The sequence below is a fragment of the Nocardioides szechwanensis genome (assembly GCF_900103935.1).
Lineage (GTDB): Bacteria > Actinomycetota > Actinomycetes > Propionibacteriales > Nocardioidaceae > Nocardioides > Nocardioides szechwanensis.
In genome coordinates, this window is the sequence record NZ_FNIC01000007.1 from 101,728 (window position 1) to 120,311 (window position 18,584).

General features: G+C 72.6%; 15 protein-coding genes. 6 read left to right on the plus strand and 9 right to left on the minus strand.

What is annotated here, in order from left to right:
* Positions 1–9: 9 nt before the first annotated feature.
* On the plus strand, positions 10–951 hold the full coding sequence (locus BLR90_RS16250) for a phosphotransferase family protein (RefSeq protein WP_245715356.1): 942 nt from the start codon (positions 10–12) through the stop codon (positions 949–951).
* Between the two features lie 146 nt (positions 952–1,097).
* Positions 1,098–1,358 (plus strand): 30S ribosomal protein S20, encoded by a 261-nt coding sequence (gene rpsT / locus BLR90_RS16255; protein WP_091026282.1) that lies wholly within the window; start codon positions 1,098–1,100, stop codon positions 1,356–1,358.
* Positions 1,359–1,410: 52 nt separating this feature from the next.
* Here rpsT and holA read toward each other — a convergent pair whose 3' ends face one another.
* The 5 genes from holA to leuS all read right to left on the minus strand — a co-directional run bounded on the left by holA (position 1,411) and on the right by leuS (position 9,152).
* Positions 1,411–2,385, minus strand: coding sequence for a DNA polymerase III subunit delta (holA, locus tag BLR90_RS16260; RefSeq protein ID WP_091026283.1), 975 nt, complete (start codon positions 2,383–2,385; stop codon positions 1,411–1,413).
* A 38-nt stretch (positions 2,386–2,423) separates the two neighbouring features.
* Positions 2,424–4,733, minus strand: a complete 2,310-nt coding sequence (locus BLR90_RS16265; protein ID WP_245715357.1) for a ComEC/Rec2 family competence protein — start codon at positions 4,731–4,733, stop codon at positions 2,424–2,426.
* A 5-nt stretch (positions 4,734–4,738) separates the two neighbouring features.
* Positions 4,739–5,680: a ComEA family DNA-binding protein gene (locus tag BLR90_RS21525; RefSeq protein WP_091026284.1), complete on the minus strand. Its 942-nt coding sequence runs from the start codon at positions 5,678–5,680 to the stop codon at positions 4,739–4,741.
* Between the two features lie 108 nt (positions 5,681–5,788).
* On the minus strand, positions 5,789–6,643 hold the full coding sequence (locus tag BLR90_RS16275) for a DegV family protein (protein WP_091026285.1): 855 nt from the start codon (positions 6,641–6,643) through the stop codon (positions 5,789–5,791).
* Positions 6,644–6,677: 34 nt separating this feature from the next.
* A complete protein-coding gene (gene leuS / locus BLR90_RS16280) occupies positions 6,678–9,152 on the minus strand; it encodes a leucine--tRNA ligase (RefSeq protein WP_091026286.1) in 2,475 nt (824 codons plus the stop codon).
* Positions 9,153–9,323: 171 nt separating this feature from the next.
* Between leuS and BLR90_RS16285 the strand changes: the two genes are divergently transcribed.
* Positions 9,324–10,085, plus strand: coding sequence for an SDR family NAD(P)-dependent oxidoreductase (locus BLR90_RS16285; protein WP_091026287.1), 762 nt, complete (start codon positions 9,324–9,326; stop codon positions 10,083–10,085).
* Positions 10,086–10,122: 37 nt separating this feature from the next.
* On the opposite strand, the gene BLR90_RS16290 is transcribed toward BLR90_RS16285, so the two are convergent.
* Positions 10,123–12,186: a PhoX family protein gene (locus BLR90_RS16290; protein WP_091026288.1), complete on the minus strand. Its 2,064-nt coding sequence runs from the start codon at positions 12,184–12,186 to the stop codon at positions 10,123–10,125.
* Positions 12,187–12,264: 78 nt separating this feature from the next.
* Positions 12,265–13,218 carry an AraC family transcriptional regulator gene (locus BLR90_RS16295; protein ID WP_091026289.1) on the minus strand — a complete coding sequence of 318 codons (954 nt, stop codon included), beginning with the start codon at positions 13,216–13,218 and terminating at the stop codon, positions 12,265–12,267.
* Positions 13,219–13,287: 69 nt separating this feature from the next.
* Here BLR90_RS16295 and BLR90_RS16300 point away from each other — a divergent pair, with 69 nt between their 5' ends.
* Complete coding sequence (locus tag BLR90_RS16300; RefSeq protein ID WP_091026290.1) at positions 13,288–14,754, plus strand: flavin-containing monooxygenase; 1,467 nt, start codon at positions 13,288–13,290, stop codon at positions 14,752–14,754.
* A gap of 87 nt (positions 14,755–14,841) precedes the next feature.
* On the opposite strand, the gene BLR90_RS16305 is transcribed toward BLR90_RS16300, so the two are convergent.
* Both BLR90_RS16305 and BLR90_RS16310 read right to left on the minus strand, forming a co-directional pair.
* Complete coding sequence (locus BLR90_RS16305; protein ID WP_091026291.1) at positions 14,842–16,482, minus strand: acyl-CoA synthetase; 1,641 nt, start codon at positions 16,480–16,482, stop codon at positions 14,842–14,844.
* A 92-nt stretch (positions 16,483–16,574) separates the two neighbouring features.
* On the minus strand, positions 16,575–16,952 hold the full coding sequence (locus BLR90_RS16310; RefSeq protein ID WP_143016242.1) for a hypothetical protein: 378 nt from the start codon (positions 16,950–16,952) through the stop codon (positions 16,575–16,577).
* Positions 16,953–17,040: 88 nt separating this feature from the next.
* Here BLR90_RS16310 and BLR90_RS16315 point away from each other — a divergent pair, with 88 nt between their 5' ends.
* Together BLR90_RS16315 and BLR90_RS16320 are read left to right on the plus strand one after the other, a co-directional pair.
* Positions 17,041–17,877: a thioesterase family protein gene (locus BLR90_RS16315; protein WP_170254309.1), complete on the plus strand. Its 837-nt coding sequence runs from the start codon at positions 17,041–17,043 to the stop codon at positions 17,875–17,877.
* Positions 17,878–17,889: 12 nt separating this feature from the next.
* On the plus strand, positions 17,890–18,540 hold the full coding sequence (locus tag BLR90_RS16320) for a hypothetical protein (protein WP_091026293.1): 651 nt from the start codon (positions 17,890–17,892) through the stop codon (positions 18,538–18,540).
* The last annotated feature ends 44 nt before the right edge of the window (positions 18,541–18,584 follow it).

Genomic DNA, 18,584 nt, shown 5'->3' on the forward strand with positions numbered 1-18,584 from the left:
GATGGCCGCGTGATCCCGTCGCCGATTCCCACCGGACGCACCGCCCGACGTCTCGAGTGGCCCTTCCTCCCGCCATTCCTGCGGCAGCTGATCGAGCAGCACTGCGGCTCCCCCGTCGTCGACGCGGCCTCACAGGGCGCAGGCTTCACGCCCGGCTTCGCGTCAGTGCTGACCTGTGAGGACGGCTCGCGTCACTTCGTGAAGGCCGCCTCCGACAAGGCGCAGCGGATGTTCGCCCACTCCTACCGCGAGGAGGCACGCAAGCTCGCCTCGCTGCCCCGCTCGGCTCCGGCCGCCCGGTTGCTGTGGCTCCACGACGCCGACGACTGGGTCGTGCTGGGTCTCGAGCACGTCGAGGCGCGCAGCCCCCACCGACCGTGGCGACAACCCGACCTGGACGCCGCCATCGCCATGTTGGCCCGCTCGGCGGAGGTGCTCACCCCGGCCCCGGCGGCGATGGCCCTGGACACGTTCGCGGTGGAGTTCGCCGACTTCCCCGGCCACTGGGACCACGTACGGCGCACCCGGCCCGGCCTGGCCCACCTCGAGGAGGGCGCCGCGCTGGCCGCGGGGTTCCGCGAGGTGACGGCCGGCGACTGCGTGGTCCACACCGACGTCCGCGACGACAACATCCTGATCCGGCCCGACGGCTCCGCGCTCCTGTGCGACTGGAACTGGCCGGCGCGGGGCGCCGCGTGGCTCGACACCGTGTTCTTGATGATCGGCCCGCGCGGCGACGGGATCGACGTCGACGCCGTGCTCGCCGCCACCCCGCTGACCGCCGACGTGCCCGCCGAGCACGTCGACGTCGTCCTGGCGCTGCTCACCGGCTACTTCCTGCGCCAGTCCGACGAGCCCGTCCCCCCGACCTCGCCGCACCTGCGCGATGTACAGGCCTGGCAGGGCGAGGTCACCTGGGACTGGCTGTGCGAGCGCCGGGGCTGGGCGTGAGCAGGCGCCGTACGGCGTCACGGCAGTGGATTTGGGCGGGTGAGCGGCCCGCTGCTAATCTTGTCCGTCGCGTGTTCCGGCAGCAGCCTGCGCCGACCGCACACCAGACCTGAGACAGCATCCACCCTGGAGACGAAGGCACACCTGTGGCGAACATCAAGAGCCAGATCAAGCGCAACAAGCAGAACGAGAAGGCGCACGAGCGCAACAAGGCGGTCAAGAGCAACCTCAAGACCGCCGTGCGCAAGTTCCGTGAGGCCGCCGAGGCCGGCGACAAGGACCAGGCGATCGCCCTGAGCCGCGACGCCGCCCGCAAGCTCGACAAGGCCGCGTCCAAGGGCGTCATCCACAAGAACCAGGCCGCCAACCGCAAGTCCTCGATCTTCAAGAAGGCCGCGTCGCTCTGACCCGCCTTCACCCGCTGACCCGTCCGAAACTTTCGGACGGGTCAGTGTCATTTCAGCGGGGGTCTCGTAAAGACGTGACCGTGAGGACCAGTCGCTCGAGCGTGTAGGACGGGTCGCTCGCGGCGCCCTTGATGTCGGCGTCGGCCTTGGCCACCGCGCGGATGACGCGGGAGAGGCCGGCATCGGACCAGCCGCGGGACTGGTCACGGATCGAGCGCAGCTTCCACGGGGGGACGCCCACCTCGCGGGCCAGGTCGGCCTCGCGCATGCCGCGCATCGCGCCCTTGTAGCGGGCCAGCCCCCGCGCGCTGCCGGCGAACGCGGAGGTGACCAGCACGGCGGCGGTGCCTCCGTCGAGGGCCCAGCGCAGCTCCTCGAGCGCGGCCGTGCGCTGGCCGGAGAAGGCGGCGTCGGCCACGGCGAACGACTTGGCCTCGGCCCGGCCGCCGAAGTACTGCTTGACCCGGTCGACGGTGAGCACCTGGCCCGGGAAGTCGTTGGTCAGCTGGTGGGCGGCGGCCGAGAGCGACCGGAGGTCGTGGCCGACGGCCTGCACCAGGAACTGGGTGGCCTCCTGCTCGATCGTCGACCCGTGCCCGCGCACCTCGGCGGCGACGAAGCCGGCGAACTCCGACGGCTTGAGCTCACCCGACTTGGACTCGGTGACCCCGACGAGCTTGCGGAGCTTGGCGAGCACTCCGGTGCCCTTCTGGCCGCCGCCGTGCACCAGCACCAGCGCGACCTCGTCGGCCGGGTCGGCGGCGTAGGCGAGCAGCCCGTCGACGGACTCCTCGGGGAGGTGCTCCAGGCCCCGGACGACCACGCAGCGCACGGTCGAGAACAGCGACGGCGCCGACAGCTCGCCCAGGGTGCCCAGCGTCAGGTCGGAGGCCGTGGTCTCGGAGAGCTCGGCCTCGGCGTCGTGGGAACGGACCACCTTGCGCACCGCGGTGATGGTGCGCTCGTTGAGGAACTCCTCCTTGCCCGTGACCAGCGTGACCCGGCCGAGGACGTCACCAGCGTGCATGCGCGCAACCCTGCCACAGGGCCCCGACACCGACGGCGTCACCGGGTCACCGCGACCACGGTGTCGCCGTCGGGCACGACCAGGACGTCGCCCGAGGTGTCGGTGCGGAGGACCTCGGCGCCGGCGGCGGACAGTGCCTCGAGCACGTCGGAGGCCGGGTGGCCGTAGTCGTTGTCGCCCACCGAGACCAGCGCCAGCTCGGCGCCGAGAGAGGTCAGCAGGTCGAGGTCCTGGTAGCGGCTGCCGTGGTGAGGCACCTTCAGGACGTCGACGTCGAGGCCGGCGATCACCGCGGCCAAGGCCTCCTGCCCGGGCGGCTCGAGGTCGCCGGTCAGGAGGATCCGGACGCCGCGCACGTCGGCCAGCAGGACCACGCTGGCGTCGTTGGCCTCGCTGCCGTCCCCCGCTCCCCTGCTGGGGAGCCCGGGCCGTGGCCACAGCGCCTGGAGGGTGACGTCGCCGACGGTCCGGACCGCGCCGTACGGCGCCAGGACGGGCGCGAGCCCGGCGTCGGCCGCCGCGTCGGTGACGGTCTCGACCCCACCGGGCGGATCGAGCACCCTGGTGGTCTCGACCGCTCCGACGGCGCGGCCGGACAGCACCCCGGACAGGCCGTCGACGTGGTCGGCGTGGAAGTGGGTGAGCACCAGCAGCGGCACGGACTCGATCCCGAGCCGGCTCAGGCAGCCGTCGACCGCGACCGGGTCCGGGCCGGTGTCGACCACGACTCCCGAGGCCGGTCCCGCCCGCAGCACCAGCGCGTCGCCCTGGCCGACGTCGCACATCGCCAGGACCCAGCCCGCAGCCGGCCACCCGGGCGTCGGCAGCCGCACGGTCACCGCCACCGCGAGGAGGACGAGGCAGCCGATGCCGGTCGTGGGCCGGCGCAGCACGCACGGCGCCACCAGCACGAGGACCACGCACACCAGGACCAGGACGACCACGGCGACGGGGGTGGCGCCCCACTCGACGGCGGCCCCGGGCAGGTCGGAGCCGCGGCGCGCGACGGCCACGATCCACGCCACGCACCAGCCGGCGCCGGTCCCGCACAGTCGGCCCAGGGGTGGGACCACCAGGCCGAGGAGCCCACCGGCCAGGCCGAGCACCGTGGCCGGCCCGACCACCGGTGCGACGGCGAGGTTGGCGACCACCGCCACCAGGCTCACCTGCCCGGAGATCACGGCCACCAGCGGCGTGCAGGCCAGCTGGGCGGCCGCCGGGACCGACACCGCCTCGGCCACCCAGCGCGGCGTCCAACGGGCGAGCGCGTCGCGCCAGCCCGGCGCCAGCACCACGATGCCCGCGGTCGCGAGCACCGAGAGAGCGAAGCCGACCGAGACCGCCAGCGCCGGCTGGACCAGCAGGAGCACCACCACCGCGACACCGAGCGCCCGGAACGCACGCTGCTGGCCGTTGACGCCCATGGCGAGCAGGCCGACCGTGCCCATGACCGCCGCCCGGAGCACGCTCGGCTCGGTGCGCGCGATCAGGACGAAGCCGAGGATCCCGCAGCCGCCGACGAGGTAGAGCCAGCGCCCACGCACCCGGCACCACCGGGCGAGGAGCAGGACGAAGCCGACGACCAGCGTGAGGTTGGTGCCGGACACCGCCGTCAGGTGGGTGAGCCCGGTCGTCCGGAAGTCCTCGGCCAGGGCCGGGTCGAGACCAGCGTCGTCACCGTCGACCAGCGCCGGCACCAGCGCCCGCTGGTCGGCGGGGCGCCCACCCACGGAGTCGCGCACGGACGCGCGGACCGCCCCGGCGGCACGCCACCAGACGTCGGGCCGGGCCACGACCACCGGGTCGCGGGCGGCGGTCAGCACGCCGGACACGTCGGTGTCGTCAGAGGCGACCAGCAGGCCCGACGTGCGAACCGTCGCGCCCAGCGGAGCCTCGGACCAGCCTTCGCCGCCGAGGACGAGCACGGGCGTGGCCAGGCGGTGGACGACCCCGCGCCCGGTCACCTCGCGCACCTCGACCCGCACCAGCACCTGGTCGGTGTAGCGACCGGACACCGGACGGGGGTCGGAGACCACCGTGCCGGTCACAGACACTGCGGCACGCTCGCGGGCCAGGTCGGCCACGGGGTTGTCGGCCACGGCCTGCTGGCGAAGCAGCGCCGCACCGGCCACGGCGCCCGCCACCAGCGCCACGCCCCCCACGGTCGACACGCAGCGGCTCCCCCGCACCCGGCCGAGCGCGGCCGCGAGCAGCACGAGCGCCCCCGGCGCCAGGGCCCAGGCGCCGACCTGATGGGTGCCCAGCGCCGCGAGCCACGCCGCCGCCCCGAGCGCCGGCATCCGGAGGTCGCGGTGACGGTCGCCGGTGGTCGGCTCGGACGGCGGCACCGGTTCTAGACGGTGACATGGGGAGCGATCTGGGCCAGCGTGGCGTCGCCGATGCCGTCGACCTCGAGCAGCTCGTCGATCGCGGAGAAGCCGCCGTGCTCGTCGCGCCAGGCGAGGATCGCCGCCGCCGTGACGGGGCCGACCTCGGGCAGGGTCTCGAGCTCGGCCTGCGTGGCCCGGTTGAGGTCGACCAGGGCCACCGGCGCCGCGCCGGGCGTCGGCACGCTCCCGGGAGGCGCGGGCGCCGCCGCCGGGCGCCCGACCAGGATCTGCTCACCGTCGACGAGCACCCGGGCGAGGTTGAGGGTGGACAGGTCGACCCCCGGGCGGGCGCCGCCCGCCGCCTCGAGGGCGTCGACCACGCGGGCGCCGGCGTCGAGCACGGCGATGCCCGGGCGGCGTACCTTGCCGGCCACGTCGACGGTGACCGTGCTCGCCGGCCCGACGGTCGGGGCGGTCTCCTCCCCGGAGACCGGGAGCGCCACCAGCGCACCCGAGCCCGCGACGACCTCCGGCCCGGCGGGAGGCACGGTCTCGGCGTCACCACGGACCACCCACCAGGCGGTGGCGGCGAGGCCGAGGGCCACGATGACCGCCAGTACCGTCACCTGGGCCGGGCCTAGGCCGACCCGACCGCGCAGGGTCTCGGGCAGCGCTTCGGCGAGGAGCCGCCGGCCGCGGCGGGCGGCGTGCCGGCCGGGCACCGGCACCGCAGGTGGCTCGACGAACGCGTCGGCCACCTCCGGCGGAGGAGGTACGACGACCAGCGGTGCGCGCACCGGCGCCACCCGGGTGTGCCCGTCCCACCAGTCCCCTCCCGCGGCCGGCGCCACGGCCGGCGCCGCCTCGGGCACCTCGCCGCGGGTGCTCGCCAGCTCGGCGCTCAGCTGCGCCAGGCGCCGCGAGACGGCCTGCTCGTGCTCCTGCTGGGATCGTCGAGATCGCATGCCGCGACGCTACGAGCGCCGACGGACGTCTCGCCGGCATCGACCTCGACCCTGTGGACGACCCGTCACGCCGTGCCGCTGTGGACGACTCATGGCCCGTCGGGCGGCTCAGACCCGGGGGGCCACGCAGACCGCGATCATCCCGGGGCCCACGTGCGCGCCCAGGACCGCGCCGAGCTCGCCGCACCACACCTCACGACCCTGGAGGTTGTCGGCCAGGCGGGTGGCGAGCGCCTCGGCCAGGGCGCCCGCGCGGTCGGGGTTGGCGAGGTGGGCGACGCACAGGTCGATCGCCTCGTCCCCCGCCGCCTCCGCCGCGAGGTCGCCCAGCCGGGCGAGGGCCCGGCCGGTGGTCCGCACCTTCTCCAGCGACGCCACCACACCGTCCTCGATCGTCAGCAGCGGCTTGAACGCGAGCGCGCCACCGAACAGGGCGGTCGCGGCGCCGATGCGGCCCCCGCGACGCAGGTACTCCAGCGTGTCGACGTAGAACAGCGACGAGCAGGCGTCCGCACGCCGGCGGGCCGCCTCGGCGGCGAACTCCACGGACCCACCGCCCACCAGCGCGTCGGCGGCCGCGAGGGCGGCGTACCCGGTGGCGACCCCGACCTGGCGGCTGTCGACGCAGATCACCCGGACCGGGGCGTCGCGGGCGGCGAGCTGCGCCGACTCGAAGGTGCCGCTCATGTCACCCGAGATGTGGATCGACACGATCTGCTTGGCGCCGCCGGCCGCGGCCCGCTCGTAGGCGTCGAGGATCACCCTCGGCGCCGGGCGGGACGTGCTGACGGGTCGGAACTCCCGCAGCGCCTCGGCGACCTTCTCGGGAGTCGCCTGGGGCGAGCCCTCGTCGTAGGCGTTGGCACCGATCACGACCTGCAGGGGCACCACGATGATCCCGTGGGCGGCCGCGACCTCCGGAGGGAGGCTCGCGGTCGAGTCCGTGACGACGACGACCGACATGACGCAGAGGGTAGCGACCCCGGCTGAAGGGACGTCAGACGACGACGTTGACGACCTTGGGGGCCCGCACGATCACCTTGCGGATCTCCTTGCCGTCGATGCTGCGTACGACGGCCGGGTCAGCCAGCGCCAGCGCCTCCAGGTCGGCCTCGGAGATGTCCGGGGACACCTCCAGGCGCGCACGGACCTTGCCCTGCACCTGGACGACAGCGGTGACCGCGTCGGCGACCAGCAGCGCCTCGTCGACGGCAGGCCAACCGGCCCGGGCGACGGTCGGCTCGTGGCCCAGCCGCTCCCACATCTCCTCGGCCGTGTAGGGCGCGACCAGCGACAGCAGGATCGCCACCGCCTCCACGGCCTCACGGACCGCGGGGTCGGCGCCGCCGGGGCCGGAGTCGATGGCCTTGCGGGTGGCGTTGACCAGCTCCATCGTCCGGGCGACCATCACGTTGAAGCGGTGGATCTCGATCAGGCTCTCGGCGTCGTGCAGCGTCTTGTGGGTCAGCTTGCGCAGCACCACGTCACCGGTCGCCGGGTCGGCCCCGACGGCGCTGGCCACGTCGCCGCTCAGCCGCCAGGCCCGCTGCAGGAACTTCAGCGAGCCGGCCGGGGACATGTCGGCCCAGTCGATGTTGTCCTCGGGGGGTCCCGCGAAGACCAGGGTCAGCCGCACCGCGTCAACGCCGAAGGCCTCGAGCTGCTCCCCCAGACTGACGCCGTTGCCCAGCGACTTGCTCATCTTGCGCCCGTTGTTGATGACCTTGCCCTGGGACAGGTACGACGAGAACGGCTCGTCCCAGTCGACCATGCCCATGTCGCGCAGGGCCTTGGTGAAGAAGCGCGCGTACAGCAGGTGCAGCACCGCGTGCTCGTCGCCGCCGACGTACAGGTCGATCGGCCCCCAGGTGTTGGCCAGGTCGGTGTCGAACGCCTGCGTCTCGTCGTGCGGCGAGACGTAGCGGAAGAAGTACCAGGACGAGTCGACGAAGGTGTCCATGGTGTCGGTGTCGCGCGTCGCCGGGCCCCCGCACTTCGGGCAGCTGACGTTGACCCACTCGGTGGCGGCACCCAGGGGCGAGGTGCCCTTGGGCTTCAGGTCGGCGCCGCGCAGCTCGGGCAGCTCGACGGGCAGCTGGTCCTCCGGTACGGCGACCTCGCCGTCGACCGGGCAGTGGATGATCGGGATCGGAGCACCCCAGTAGCGCTGGCGCGACAGCAGCCAGTCGCGCAGCCGGAAGTTGACCGTGCCGCGCCCCAGGCCCTTGTCCTCCAGGAACGCGATGGTGGTCGACTTGGCCTCGGCGACGCCCATGCCGGACAGGTCGATCTCGTCGTTGGCCGAGTTGATCGCCGGGCCGTCGCCCGTGAACGCGTCACCCTCCCAGTCGGCGGGCGGCTCGACGGTGCGGATGATCGGCAGGTCGAACGCCTGGGCGAACTCCCAGTCGCGCTGGTCCTGTCCGGGCACGGCCATGATCGCGCCGGTGCCGTAGTCGGCCAGCACGTAGTCGGCGGCGTAGACCGGGATCTCGGTGCCGGTCAGGGGGTTGGTCGCGTGGACGCCCAGGAACACCCCGGTCTTGGGGCGGTCGGTCGACAGCCGGTTGATCTCGGTCTCCTTGCGGACCTCCACCAGGTAGTCGTCCAGCGCACCACGTTGCTCGTCGGTGACCAGCTCGGAGGCTAGCGCGGCGTCGGCGGCGACCACCATGAAGGTGGCGCCGAACAGCGTGTCGGGGCGCGTCGTGTACACGGTCAATGGTTGCGACCGTCCGGCCACATTGAAGTCGACGTGGGCACCCTCGGACCGGCCGATCCAGTTGCGCTGGGCGTTGACGACCTTGGCCGGCCAGGTCGGCTGCAGGTCGTCCAGGCAGTCCAGCAGCTCCTGCGCGTAGGCGGTCGTGCGGAAGTACCACTGCGTCAGCTCACGCTTGGTGACCTCGGCCCCGCAGCGCTCGCAGGCGCCGTCGACGACCTGCTCGTTGGCCAGCACGGTCTGGTCGTTGGGGCACCAGTTGACCCAGCTGTTCTTGCGGTAGGCCAGGCCCTTCTCGTGGAACTTCAGGAACAGCCACTGCGTCCACTTGTAGTACTCCGGGTCGGAGGTGTTGAAGCGCCGCGACCAGTCGAAGCTGACGCCGTACTTCTGGAAGGACTCCAGCTGCGTGGCGATGTTGCCGTAGGTGTAGTCGGCGGGGTGTGCGTCGTTGCGGATCGCGGCGTTCTCGGCGGGCAGGCCGAAGGAGTCCCAGCCCATCGGGTTCAGGACCTCGTAGCCCTTCTGCCACCAGTAGCGCGCGACCACGTCGTGCAGCGCCGTCACCTCGGCATGACCCATGTGCAGGTCGCCGCTCGGGTAGGGAAACATCGTCAGCGCGTAGCGCTTCTCACGCGGCGACGCGTCGTCGGCGTGGAACGGGTCGAGCTTCTCCCACACCGGCTGCCACTTGCGCTCGGTGGCGGCGACGTCGTACGTCGCAGGTTCGGTGCTGTGCTGCTCGGTCATGATGTCTCTCTCGGCTCTCGTCGGATCCTGCTGCTCTTTGGGCACAAAAAAGCCCCTCAGTCACGAGGGGCAGCCGCGTCGCTCTGGGAGTCGTCGACGCGGCTAGGTAAGGAGCAGGGTCCTGTGCATGTGCCCAGAGTACCCGAAACCGGGTGCCCTACAGTCGCGGCCATGACTGTGACTGACATGTTCCGGCTCGACGGCCGGGTCGCTGTGGTGACCGGCGCCTCGAGCGGTCTGGGCGTCGCGTTCGCCCAGGGCCTGGCCGAGGCCGGCGCCGACCTCGCGCTCGGCGCGCGCCGCGTGGAGAAGATGGCCGACACCGCCGCGCTCGTCGAGGCCGCGGGCCGTCGTGCCCTGACCGTGGCCACCGACGTGGCCGACCCCGAGGCGTGCAGCAACCTGGTCGCCCTCGCCATGGAGGAGTTCGGCCGGGTCGACATCCTCATCAACAACGCCGGCATCGGCACCGCCGTGCCCGCGACGCGCGAGACGCCCGAGCAGTTCCGTGAGGTGATCGACGTCAACCTCAACGGCTGCTACTGGATGGCGCAGGCCTGCGGGCGCGTGATGCTTCCGGGCTCGAGCATCATCAACATCTCGTCGGTCCTCGGCCTCACCACCGCCGGCCTCCCCCAGGCGGCGTACGCCGCGTCGAAGGCAGGGCTGATCGGCCTGACCCGCGACCTGGCCCAGCAGTGGACCGGGCGCAAGGGCATCCGCGTCAACGCGATCGCCCCGGGGTTCTTCACCTCGGAGATGACCGACAGCTACCCGCCGGGCTACCTCGAGTCGCAGGGCGCCCGGATCCCGGTCGGCCGCAAGGGCGACCCGGCCGAGCTCGCCGCGACCGCGGTCTTCCTGGCCTCCGACGCCGCCGGCTACATCACCGGCCAGACCCTGGCCGTCGACGGCGGGATGACGATCACCTGATCGCCGGCCCGCCGTCGACTGGCGCTCCGGGTGGTCCTCAGCGGCGCTTGTAGGCCACGCAGACCGACGGCCGGGGGAAGTCGTCGGTGTGCGGCCAGGTGCTCGCCTGCTTCTCGAACGTCGCCCCATCGATCTCGCCCGGGTGCTGCACCGCGAAGAACAGCGACCGGTTGCGGTCGGTGATCAGCGGCCCGCACGCCTCCGCCCCGCGCGGCATGGTCACGAACTGACGTACCTGCCCGCGCAGCGGCCCGGACACCGGCACCCGGAAGATGCCGTCGTTGGAGCCGAGCACGTTGCCGTCGGTGGAGATCCACAGCTGGCCCTCGCTGTCGAAGCTCACGTTGTCGGGGCAGCTGATCGGGCTCACCGTCGACTTGTCCACGCCGCCGAAGTAGGTCTCGGCCGCCGCCGGGTCGCCGCAGACCAGCAGCAGGTCCCAGGTGAACATGGCGGCCGTGTGCTCACCGCCCGCGGGCGTCCACTCGAGCACGTAGCCGTTGCGGTTGCCGGACGCCGCGGTGAGCGGAGCGCCCAGCGAGGCCCGCACCATCGAGCTCGCGATCGGGTTGGCCTCGTCGACCGGCAGCTCGGGCTTGCCGCGGTTGGAGTTGTTGGTCAGTGCCGCGTAGACCTTGCCGTTCACCGGGTTGGGCTCCACGTCCTCGGGCCGGTCCATCTTGGTCGGGCCCATCTTGTCCGCGGCCAGCCGGGTGAAGATCAGGACGTCGGCGACCGACATGCCCTCGACGTACGAAGTCGTGTCGGTGCACAGCGGGATCCAGCTGCCGGTGCCGTCGTAGCTGCCGTCGCCGGCGCCGTCGCCGACGAACTTGGCGACCGAGAGGGTGCCCTTCGTCAGCAGGGTCAGGTTGTGGCGGCGCGCCTTGACGGTCTTGGCGGGGTCGAACTTGTCGGCCGAGACGAACCGGTAGATGTAGTCGCCGCGCTCGTCGTCGCCCATGTAGGCGACCGCGTGGCCGCTGCGCGCGATCACGATGTTGGCGCCCTCGTGCTTGAAACGACCGAGCATCGTCTGCTTGCGCGGCGTCGACTTCGGGTCGGTCGGGTCGACCTCGACGATCCAGCCGAAGCGGTGCGGCTCGTGCGGGTCCGTGGTGAGGTCGAAGCGGGGGTCGACCTCGCTCCAGCCCTTGCCGACCCCGGTGATGCCGTAGCGCGCGTACTGCGCCGTGTACCGCGCGTCGAGGTCTCCGGACTTGTCGAAGTACTGGTTGAAGTTCTCCTCGCCCGAGAGCACGGTGCCCCACGGGGTCGTGCCACCGGCACAGTTGTTGAGGGTGCCCAAGGCGGCCCGGCCGGTCGGGTCGGCGACGGTCTTGAGCCGGTCGTCACCCGCGGCAGGGCCGACGATCGCGAACGGCGTACCGATGTGGAGGCGCCGGTTGTGCGGGGCGTTGCGGAGGTTCGTGACCTGCTGCCAGTCCCCCGGCACCAGGCCGCGCTTGATCGTGACGACCGACATCCCGTGGTTGACCATGGCGATCGCCTTGATCTCGGCCGGCGTGTAGGTGTCGGCGGGGAACATCAGGTTCTCGTCGGTGTACTCGTGGTTGACGATCAGCAGTGCCTTGTCCCGGCCGAGCGGGAGGATGCCGACGTAGTCGCAGTTGTAGCCGAACTGCATGCTGGCCGCCGCGGCGGTCTGCTTGTAGGCGTCGAAGACCGGAGCCCCCGGCAGGACCCGGTCGCCCCAGCGCATCACGACGGAGTGCGTGAAGCCCTCGGCGACCGTGACGCTGTCGCGCTTGTTGGGTCGCACCGGGGAGAAGACGGACGTCGCAAGGTCGCCGGCGACGGCCCGGGCCGGCTCGACCGCGGCCGCGGCCAGGCCACCCGAGGCAGTGGCGGCAGCGCCACCGACGACCAGGGCGCCGGACCCGACGGCCGCTCCCTTGAGCACCGAGCGGCGCGCGAGGGCGCGGGTGATCTCCTGCTGGATGTGGCCGTTGTCGGTGAGGTTGGGCTCGGGGTGGTCGCACGCGTTGCCGCAGCGGAAGAGGCAGGTCATCCGGCTCCGGGAGCCGTGCCGGTTCACCGGCGTGATCGGGATGTTCGGGCGGGTGGGGGCGGTCGTCATGGACGCAGCCGACCAGCGGCCGGTGAATCCCCCGGGTTGCTCAGTTGGCCGGGACGTGGCGCCCGGCAGTCGGTCGCGTTAAGACCTGGGGCGGGAGGCCTGCCAGCGTCTCCGCGCATGGAGGTACGCCGCCGAGCTCCCGTAGCCCAGCCGCTGGGCGACGACCGCGACCGGCATGGTGGCGCGCCCGCCCCGCAGGGCCAGGTCCATCGAGGAGCGAACCTCGTCGAGGAGCAGCCGGTAGGCCACGCCCTCGTCGGCCAGATGGCGCCGCAGGGTGCGCTCGCTCAGGGCGAGCGCGTGAGCGACGTCGGCCATCGGCGCCCCCTGCGGCAGACGCTGGGTGATCAGCACGCGCACGTCCTGGGCCAGGCCGGTGCGAGCCCTCCTGGCGTCGACCACCTCGGCGCACATCCGGGCCGCCAGCTCCAGCCGCTCGGGGCTGCGCTCGGGCAGCGGCCGACTCAGCTGGTCGGCCCCGAACTCGATCCGCGCGGCGTGCTCGGTCCAGGTCACCCGCGCGCCGACCCCACCCGGCACCAGGCCGTCGAGCACCGCCACCACGGCGGTGACGTCGCGCTCCACGAGGAACCTGCGTACGTCGGCCGGCAGGTCGCCGCCGTCGACGGTCACCACCACCTCGTCACCGACCACGGAGGCGCGCGGGATCGCGAACGCGAAGCTCAGGTCGATGAAGCGCAGCGCGAGGTCCATCGCGTCGAGCACCGTGCGGCTGGCCAGCATCGCGAAGCCGAACGCGCCGAAGGTCGACGCGCGGTAGCGCTGCCCCACGTCGACACCGACCTCGCCGAGCAGCCCGCGCAGCGTGCGCACGACGGTCAACTCCTGGGCGGCGGTCACCTCGCCCTCCACGAGGTCCTCGGGGTGCAGCCCGGTGCCGGCCAGGGCCCGGCGCGCCCCGACGCCGCGCGACCCGGCGTACTCGACCAGGACGAGGATCGCCGTCGCGGACCGCGGGAAGCCCCAGTCGGCCGCCGCCGGCGCAGGGAGCTCGGTGGCGACGGACGGCATGTCCGGAATTATCAACCACGTGCGGCTGCGGCGCTCCCGCTGGTCCCGCGCGCGGCCTAGGTTCCTCCCATGAGCACTCGCGTCGTCATCATCGGGGCCGGCTTCGGCGGCCTCGGCGCCGCCCGCGCCCTGAAGCAGCAGGGCATCACCGACATCACGATCCTCGAGCGCGCGGACGCGGTGGGCGGGGTGTGGCGCGACAACACCTACCCGGGCGCCGCGTGCGACGTCCCGTCGCCGCTCTACTCGTGGTCGTGGGCGATCAACCCCGCCTGGGGGCGGCGCTACTCCGCGCAACCGGAGATCCTCGACTACATCCGCGACGCGGCCGACCGCGAGGGGCTGCTCGACCTCGTGGAGACCGGGGTCGAGGTCACCGGGCTCGCCTGGGACGAGGCCGCCCGGCTGTGGCACGTGACCACGGCGAGCGGTGCGACGTACGACGCCGAGGTGGTCGTGTCCGCCGTCGGTCAGCTGTCCAACCCCGTGATCCCCGACCTGCCCGGCGCCGAGACGTTCGCCGGCCCGGCGTTCCACTCGGCGCAGTGGCGCCACGACGTCGACCTCGAGGGGAAGCGGGTGGCGGTCGTCGGCACCGGCGCGAGCGCGATCCAGTTCGTGCCGGGCATCGTCGACGAGGTCGCCGCGATGACGGTCTTCCAGCGCTCCGCGCCGTACGTCGTGCCGAAGCCCGACCAGGAGTACCGGCCGCGCCACCACCGCGCGTTCGCCCGGCTCCCGTGGCTGCTGACCGCCGAGCGACGCTCGGTGTTTCGGCTGACCGAGGTCCTCAACGGCACCCTCGGCGGCGACTCGAGGCTCACCAAGCCGATGATCGCGGCGCTGCGTGCCGCGTGGCGGCTGACGCTGCGGCGCCAGGTGCGCGACCCCGAGCTGCGCCGCAAGCTGGTGCCGGACTACCCGATCGGCTGCAAGCGGCTGCTGTTCTCCAACGACTGGTACCCCGCGCTCTCCCGCGACCACGTCGACGTCGTGACCGAGCGGGTCTCCGCGATCGAGCCCACCGGCGTGCGCACCGCCGACGGCCGGCTGCACGAGGCCGACGTACTCATCTGGGGCACGGGCTTCGCCGCCACCGACTTCCTCGCCGACGTGACCGTCACCGGGGCCGGCGGCGCCGACCTGCACGAGCTGTGGAGCGACGGCGCCCGCGCCCACCTCGGCCTGACCGTGCCCGGCTTCCCCAACCTGTTCTGCATCTACGGCCCCAACACCAACCTCGGGGGCAGCTCGATCATCGCGATGATGGAGGCCCAGGCCGGCTACCTCGCCCAGGTCACCCGGCGGATCGCCGACGGCCGCGCGCACGCGGTCGCCGTACGTCCCGACGTGGCCGAGGCCTACGACCAGGAGATGCAGTCGCGACTCGCCGACAGCGCCTGGGCCGGCTGCAGCAGCTGGTACGTCGACGGCCCCCGGATCACCACCAACTGGCCCGGCCTGGTCGCGGAGTACCAACGCCGTACCGCCACCGTCGACTGGTCGGAGCTCGAAGAAGTCGGGTCGCCGGGATAGTCCCTAACACCAGAGCGGATAAGAGGGCTCTCATTCGCTCTCCTGTTGGGGACTATCCCGACGGTGCGGGTCTACGAGAGAGGTGTCCTAGCTGACGACCTGGGTCTTCGCCCAGCGGTAGTCGGCCTTGCCGGAGGGTGAGCGCTGCATCTCGGTCACGCGAACGATGGCCTTGGGGACCTTGTAGCGGGCGACGTGGCGGCCGGCCTCGGCGACCAGCTCCTCGTCGGTGGCCTCGCTGCCCTCGGCGAGCTGGACGACGGCGACGACCTCGCTCCCCCAGCGCTCGGACGGGCGGCCGACCACGACCACGTCCCGTACGGCGGGGTGCGCGGCGACGGCCCGCTCGACCTCCTCGACGAAGATCTTCTCGCCGCCGGAGTTGACGGTGACGCCGTCCCGGCCGAGGAGCTCGATCCGGCCGTCGGCGAGCAGGTTGGCCCGGTCGCCGGGCACCGACCAGCGCGCGCCTTCGATCACCGGGAACGTGCGGGCGGTCTTGTCGGGGTCACCGAGGTAGCCGAGCGGGATGCGGCCGCGACGGGCCAGCCAGCCGCCACCCTCACCCGGCTGGAGCCGGCGGTCCAGGTCGTCGCTCACGACCGTCGTGTCCTCCTGCGGGTTGAAGATGGCGGTGTCGGCCTCCGACCCCTTGGCGGAGTAGTGGTTCATCTGGATGCCGGTCTCCGACGAGCCCACCGCATCGAGCAGCATGATGTGCGGCAGCGCCTCGAGCAGCCGGCTACGCACCGTCGGAGTCATCGGGGCGCCGCCGTTGCTGAACGCCGCGACCCCCGACATGTCGTAGTCACCGCGCTCGAGCTCCTCGACCAGCGGCCGCGCCACCGCGTCGCCCACCACCGGGATGCTCAGGCACTTCTCCCTCACCGCCGTGGAGAGCGCGTCCGCGGGATCCATGCGGTGCACGTCGTCCGGGATCACGATCTTGCCGCCGGTGGTGAACATGTGGAACGCCGACCACTGGGCCGCACCGTGCATGAACGGCGGCAGCATCAGCAGGGTCACCCCGCCATTGGCGTCGCGTGCGGCCTGCGCGATCTCGTCGTACGACGCATAGGGCTCGGTGGTGCCGAACGGCAGCCCGCCCATCGCGGAGATGAAGACGTCGTCCTGGCGCCAGACCACGCCCTTGGGCATGCCGGTGGTGCCACCGGTGTACATGATGAAGAGGTCGTCACCGTCCGGCTCGGGCATGCCGCCGACCGGCGGGGGCGTCGCCACGACCGACTCGTAGTCCACCGCCCCGGGCAGCAGCGCGTTGCCGCTGTCGTCGGCCACCTGCACCAGCACCTTCAGCCCCGCCACCTGCTCGCGCAGCGCGGCGACCTGCGGCGCGAACTCCGCGGCGTAGACGAGCGCGTCGGTCTTGGCATCCTCGAGCAGGTAGAGCAGCTCCTCCTCGACGTAGCGGTAGTTGATGTTGTACGGCGCCACGCGGGCACGCCACCCGCCGACCAGGGTCTCGAGGTACTCGTTGCCGTTGCGCAGGTAGATGCCGACGTGGTGCTGGCCGGACTCGTGGCCCGCGAGCCCCGCCCGCTCGGTGTGACAGCCGAGCCCCTGCTCCACCAGGAAGTGCGCGACACCGTCGGCGCGCGCGTTGCTCTGCGCGTAGGTGAACCGCCGGTCGCGCCAGACCAGGACCTCCTGGTCGGGCACGGCGCGGGCCACGGTGTCGAACACGGTCGAGAGGTTGAAGCCGGGCATTGCCACACTCCTGGGCCGGAACTAGAACAGGTTCCAGGACTGTAGCCGCCGTCACACCTGACGCGTGTCAAATCCCACGGTGTGGTGGGTCGCTAGTCGGGACGGACCACCCTGATCGTCGGGCTGACGTCCATCTTGCAGCCCGGCTTGGCGCCGACCTTCGCGTAGAAGCGCCCCTCGGTCCCGGTGTTGCCGGTGGACCAGACGTACTTGGCGCCCTGCTTCTCGGTCGTGTCGGAGGCCCAGAGGTGCGGCTCGCCGTTGACCAGCTTGAACACCTTGACCGTGCGGTTGGCGGCGCACTTGAGGGGCTTGGTGCTGGAGACCGTGCCGGACATGTCGGTGCCCTCGGCCTTGATGGTGACGGTGACCGACGCGGCCGGGGCCGCGGCCTCGGCGGCGATGCCGCTCAGAAGGCCGGCCGGAAGTACGACGGCGAGTGCCGCCACTGACAGAGTGATTGCTCGCATGTGAGTTCCTGTCTCGATTTCCCCCCTGGCAGCGTAGGCCGGTACCCCGCCCCTGTCACCGGCTGAGAGCCGCCATTAACCTCCGATCGTGGATCTCTCCTTCTTCCGAGCCGACGGCGCCCTGCTGGTCCCCACCGAGATGGCGCAGAGCATGTGGGACACCAACCACATGCACGGCGTCGCGGTCAGCGGCGCGCTGGCCCGGGCGCTCGAGCGCCAGGTCGCCGACCTCGGGCGGCACGACCTGCACCCGGCCCGGCTCACGGTCGACCTGTTCCGGGCGGCCACGATGGACCCCTGCGAGGTCACGGCCGAGGTCGTGCGCGAGGGACGCCGGATCTGTCTCGTCGACGCCGTGCTGACCCAGGGCGGCCAGCGGGTGGCGCGGGCCAGCGCGGTCTTCCTGGCGGCCACCGCCACCACCGAGGGCGAGGTCTGGAGCCCGTCGGAGCGCCCGGTCCCGCCGCCGCTGGACGTCGCGCCGCAGACCGACGTGCCGCACGTGCCGTTCCTCCACAGCGAGGCCGGCTGGTCGCAGAACTTCGGCGAGCACCAGAACGCGTCGCGCAAGCAGTCCTGGAACTCCGCCATCCCCGTCCTGGCCGGCGAGCCGATCACGCCGTTCCAGGCCGCCGCCGCGGTCGCCGACGGTGCCAGCCTGGTCACCAACTGGGGCAGTCGCGGCGTGGAGTACATCAACACCGACATCACGCTCACCCTCGCCCGCCAGCCCGACGGCGCCGAGATCGGCCTCTCCGCCGTCGACCGCGTGGAGTACGACGGCATCGCGGTCGGCACCGCGGCCGTCTTCGACCGCAGCGGACCGCTCGGCACGGCGGTCGTCACGTCGGTGGCCAACGCCCTGCGCACCGTCGACATGGGTGGCATCGAGTACTCCGACGACGGCACCCGCACCGGCGGCTGACAGGCTGTTCCCATGACGTCGGAGCAGCTGCCCGGAGACCTCGGCGAGCGACTGGCCTCCTGGCTCGAGGGCCTCGGGCTGACCGAGCACCTGGGGGCCGCCGGGCTGCCGACCTTCGCCCGTGACGGCGAGGGCGGTGTCCACTGGACGGACCCGGTCACCCGCAAGCCGCTCGACGCCGACCAGCTCCACCAGCTCGACCGCCTGCTCCACCGCGAGGGCTCCGAGCCCGAGCACGCCGTGCCGGTGCCGCTGCTGCTGATCGCCCGCCAGGCGCGCGTGCGCCAGGAGCTGCTGGCCGGACCGTCGTACACCTACGAGACCCTGGCCGCGCTCCGCGGCGCCTCGGTCAACGCCACCCGCTTCGCGGTGCACAAGGCCCAGAACGACCACGGGCTGCTCGTCGTCGCCACCGAGGCCGGCACCGTCGTACCCGGCTTCCAGCTCACGGAGGCGGGCGAGCTGCGGCCCGAGCTCGAGCCCGTGCTCCGCCCCCTGCTCGCGGCGGGCATGGACCCGTGGCGCGCCTGGGCGTGGCTGACCCAGCCGGCCGGCCTGCTCGGCGGGCAGGTACCGGAGCAGGTGGCCGCCGACCCGGCGGAGGCAGACGTGGTGCGCCACGCGGCGGTGCGGCTCGCCGAACGGGTCGCCGAGTCCGCCTGACAGTCTCCGGAGACGGGACGAGCCCGGCCGACCGTGAGGTCGAC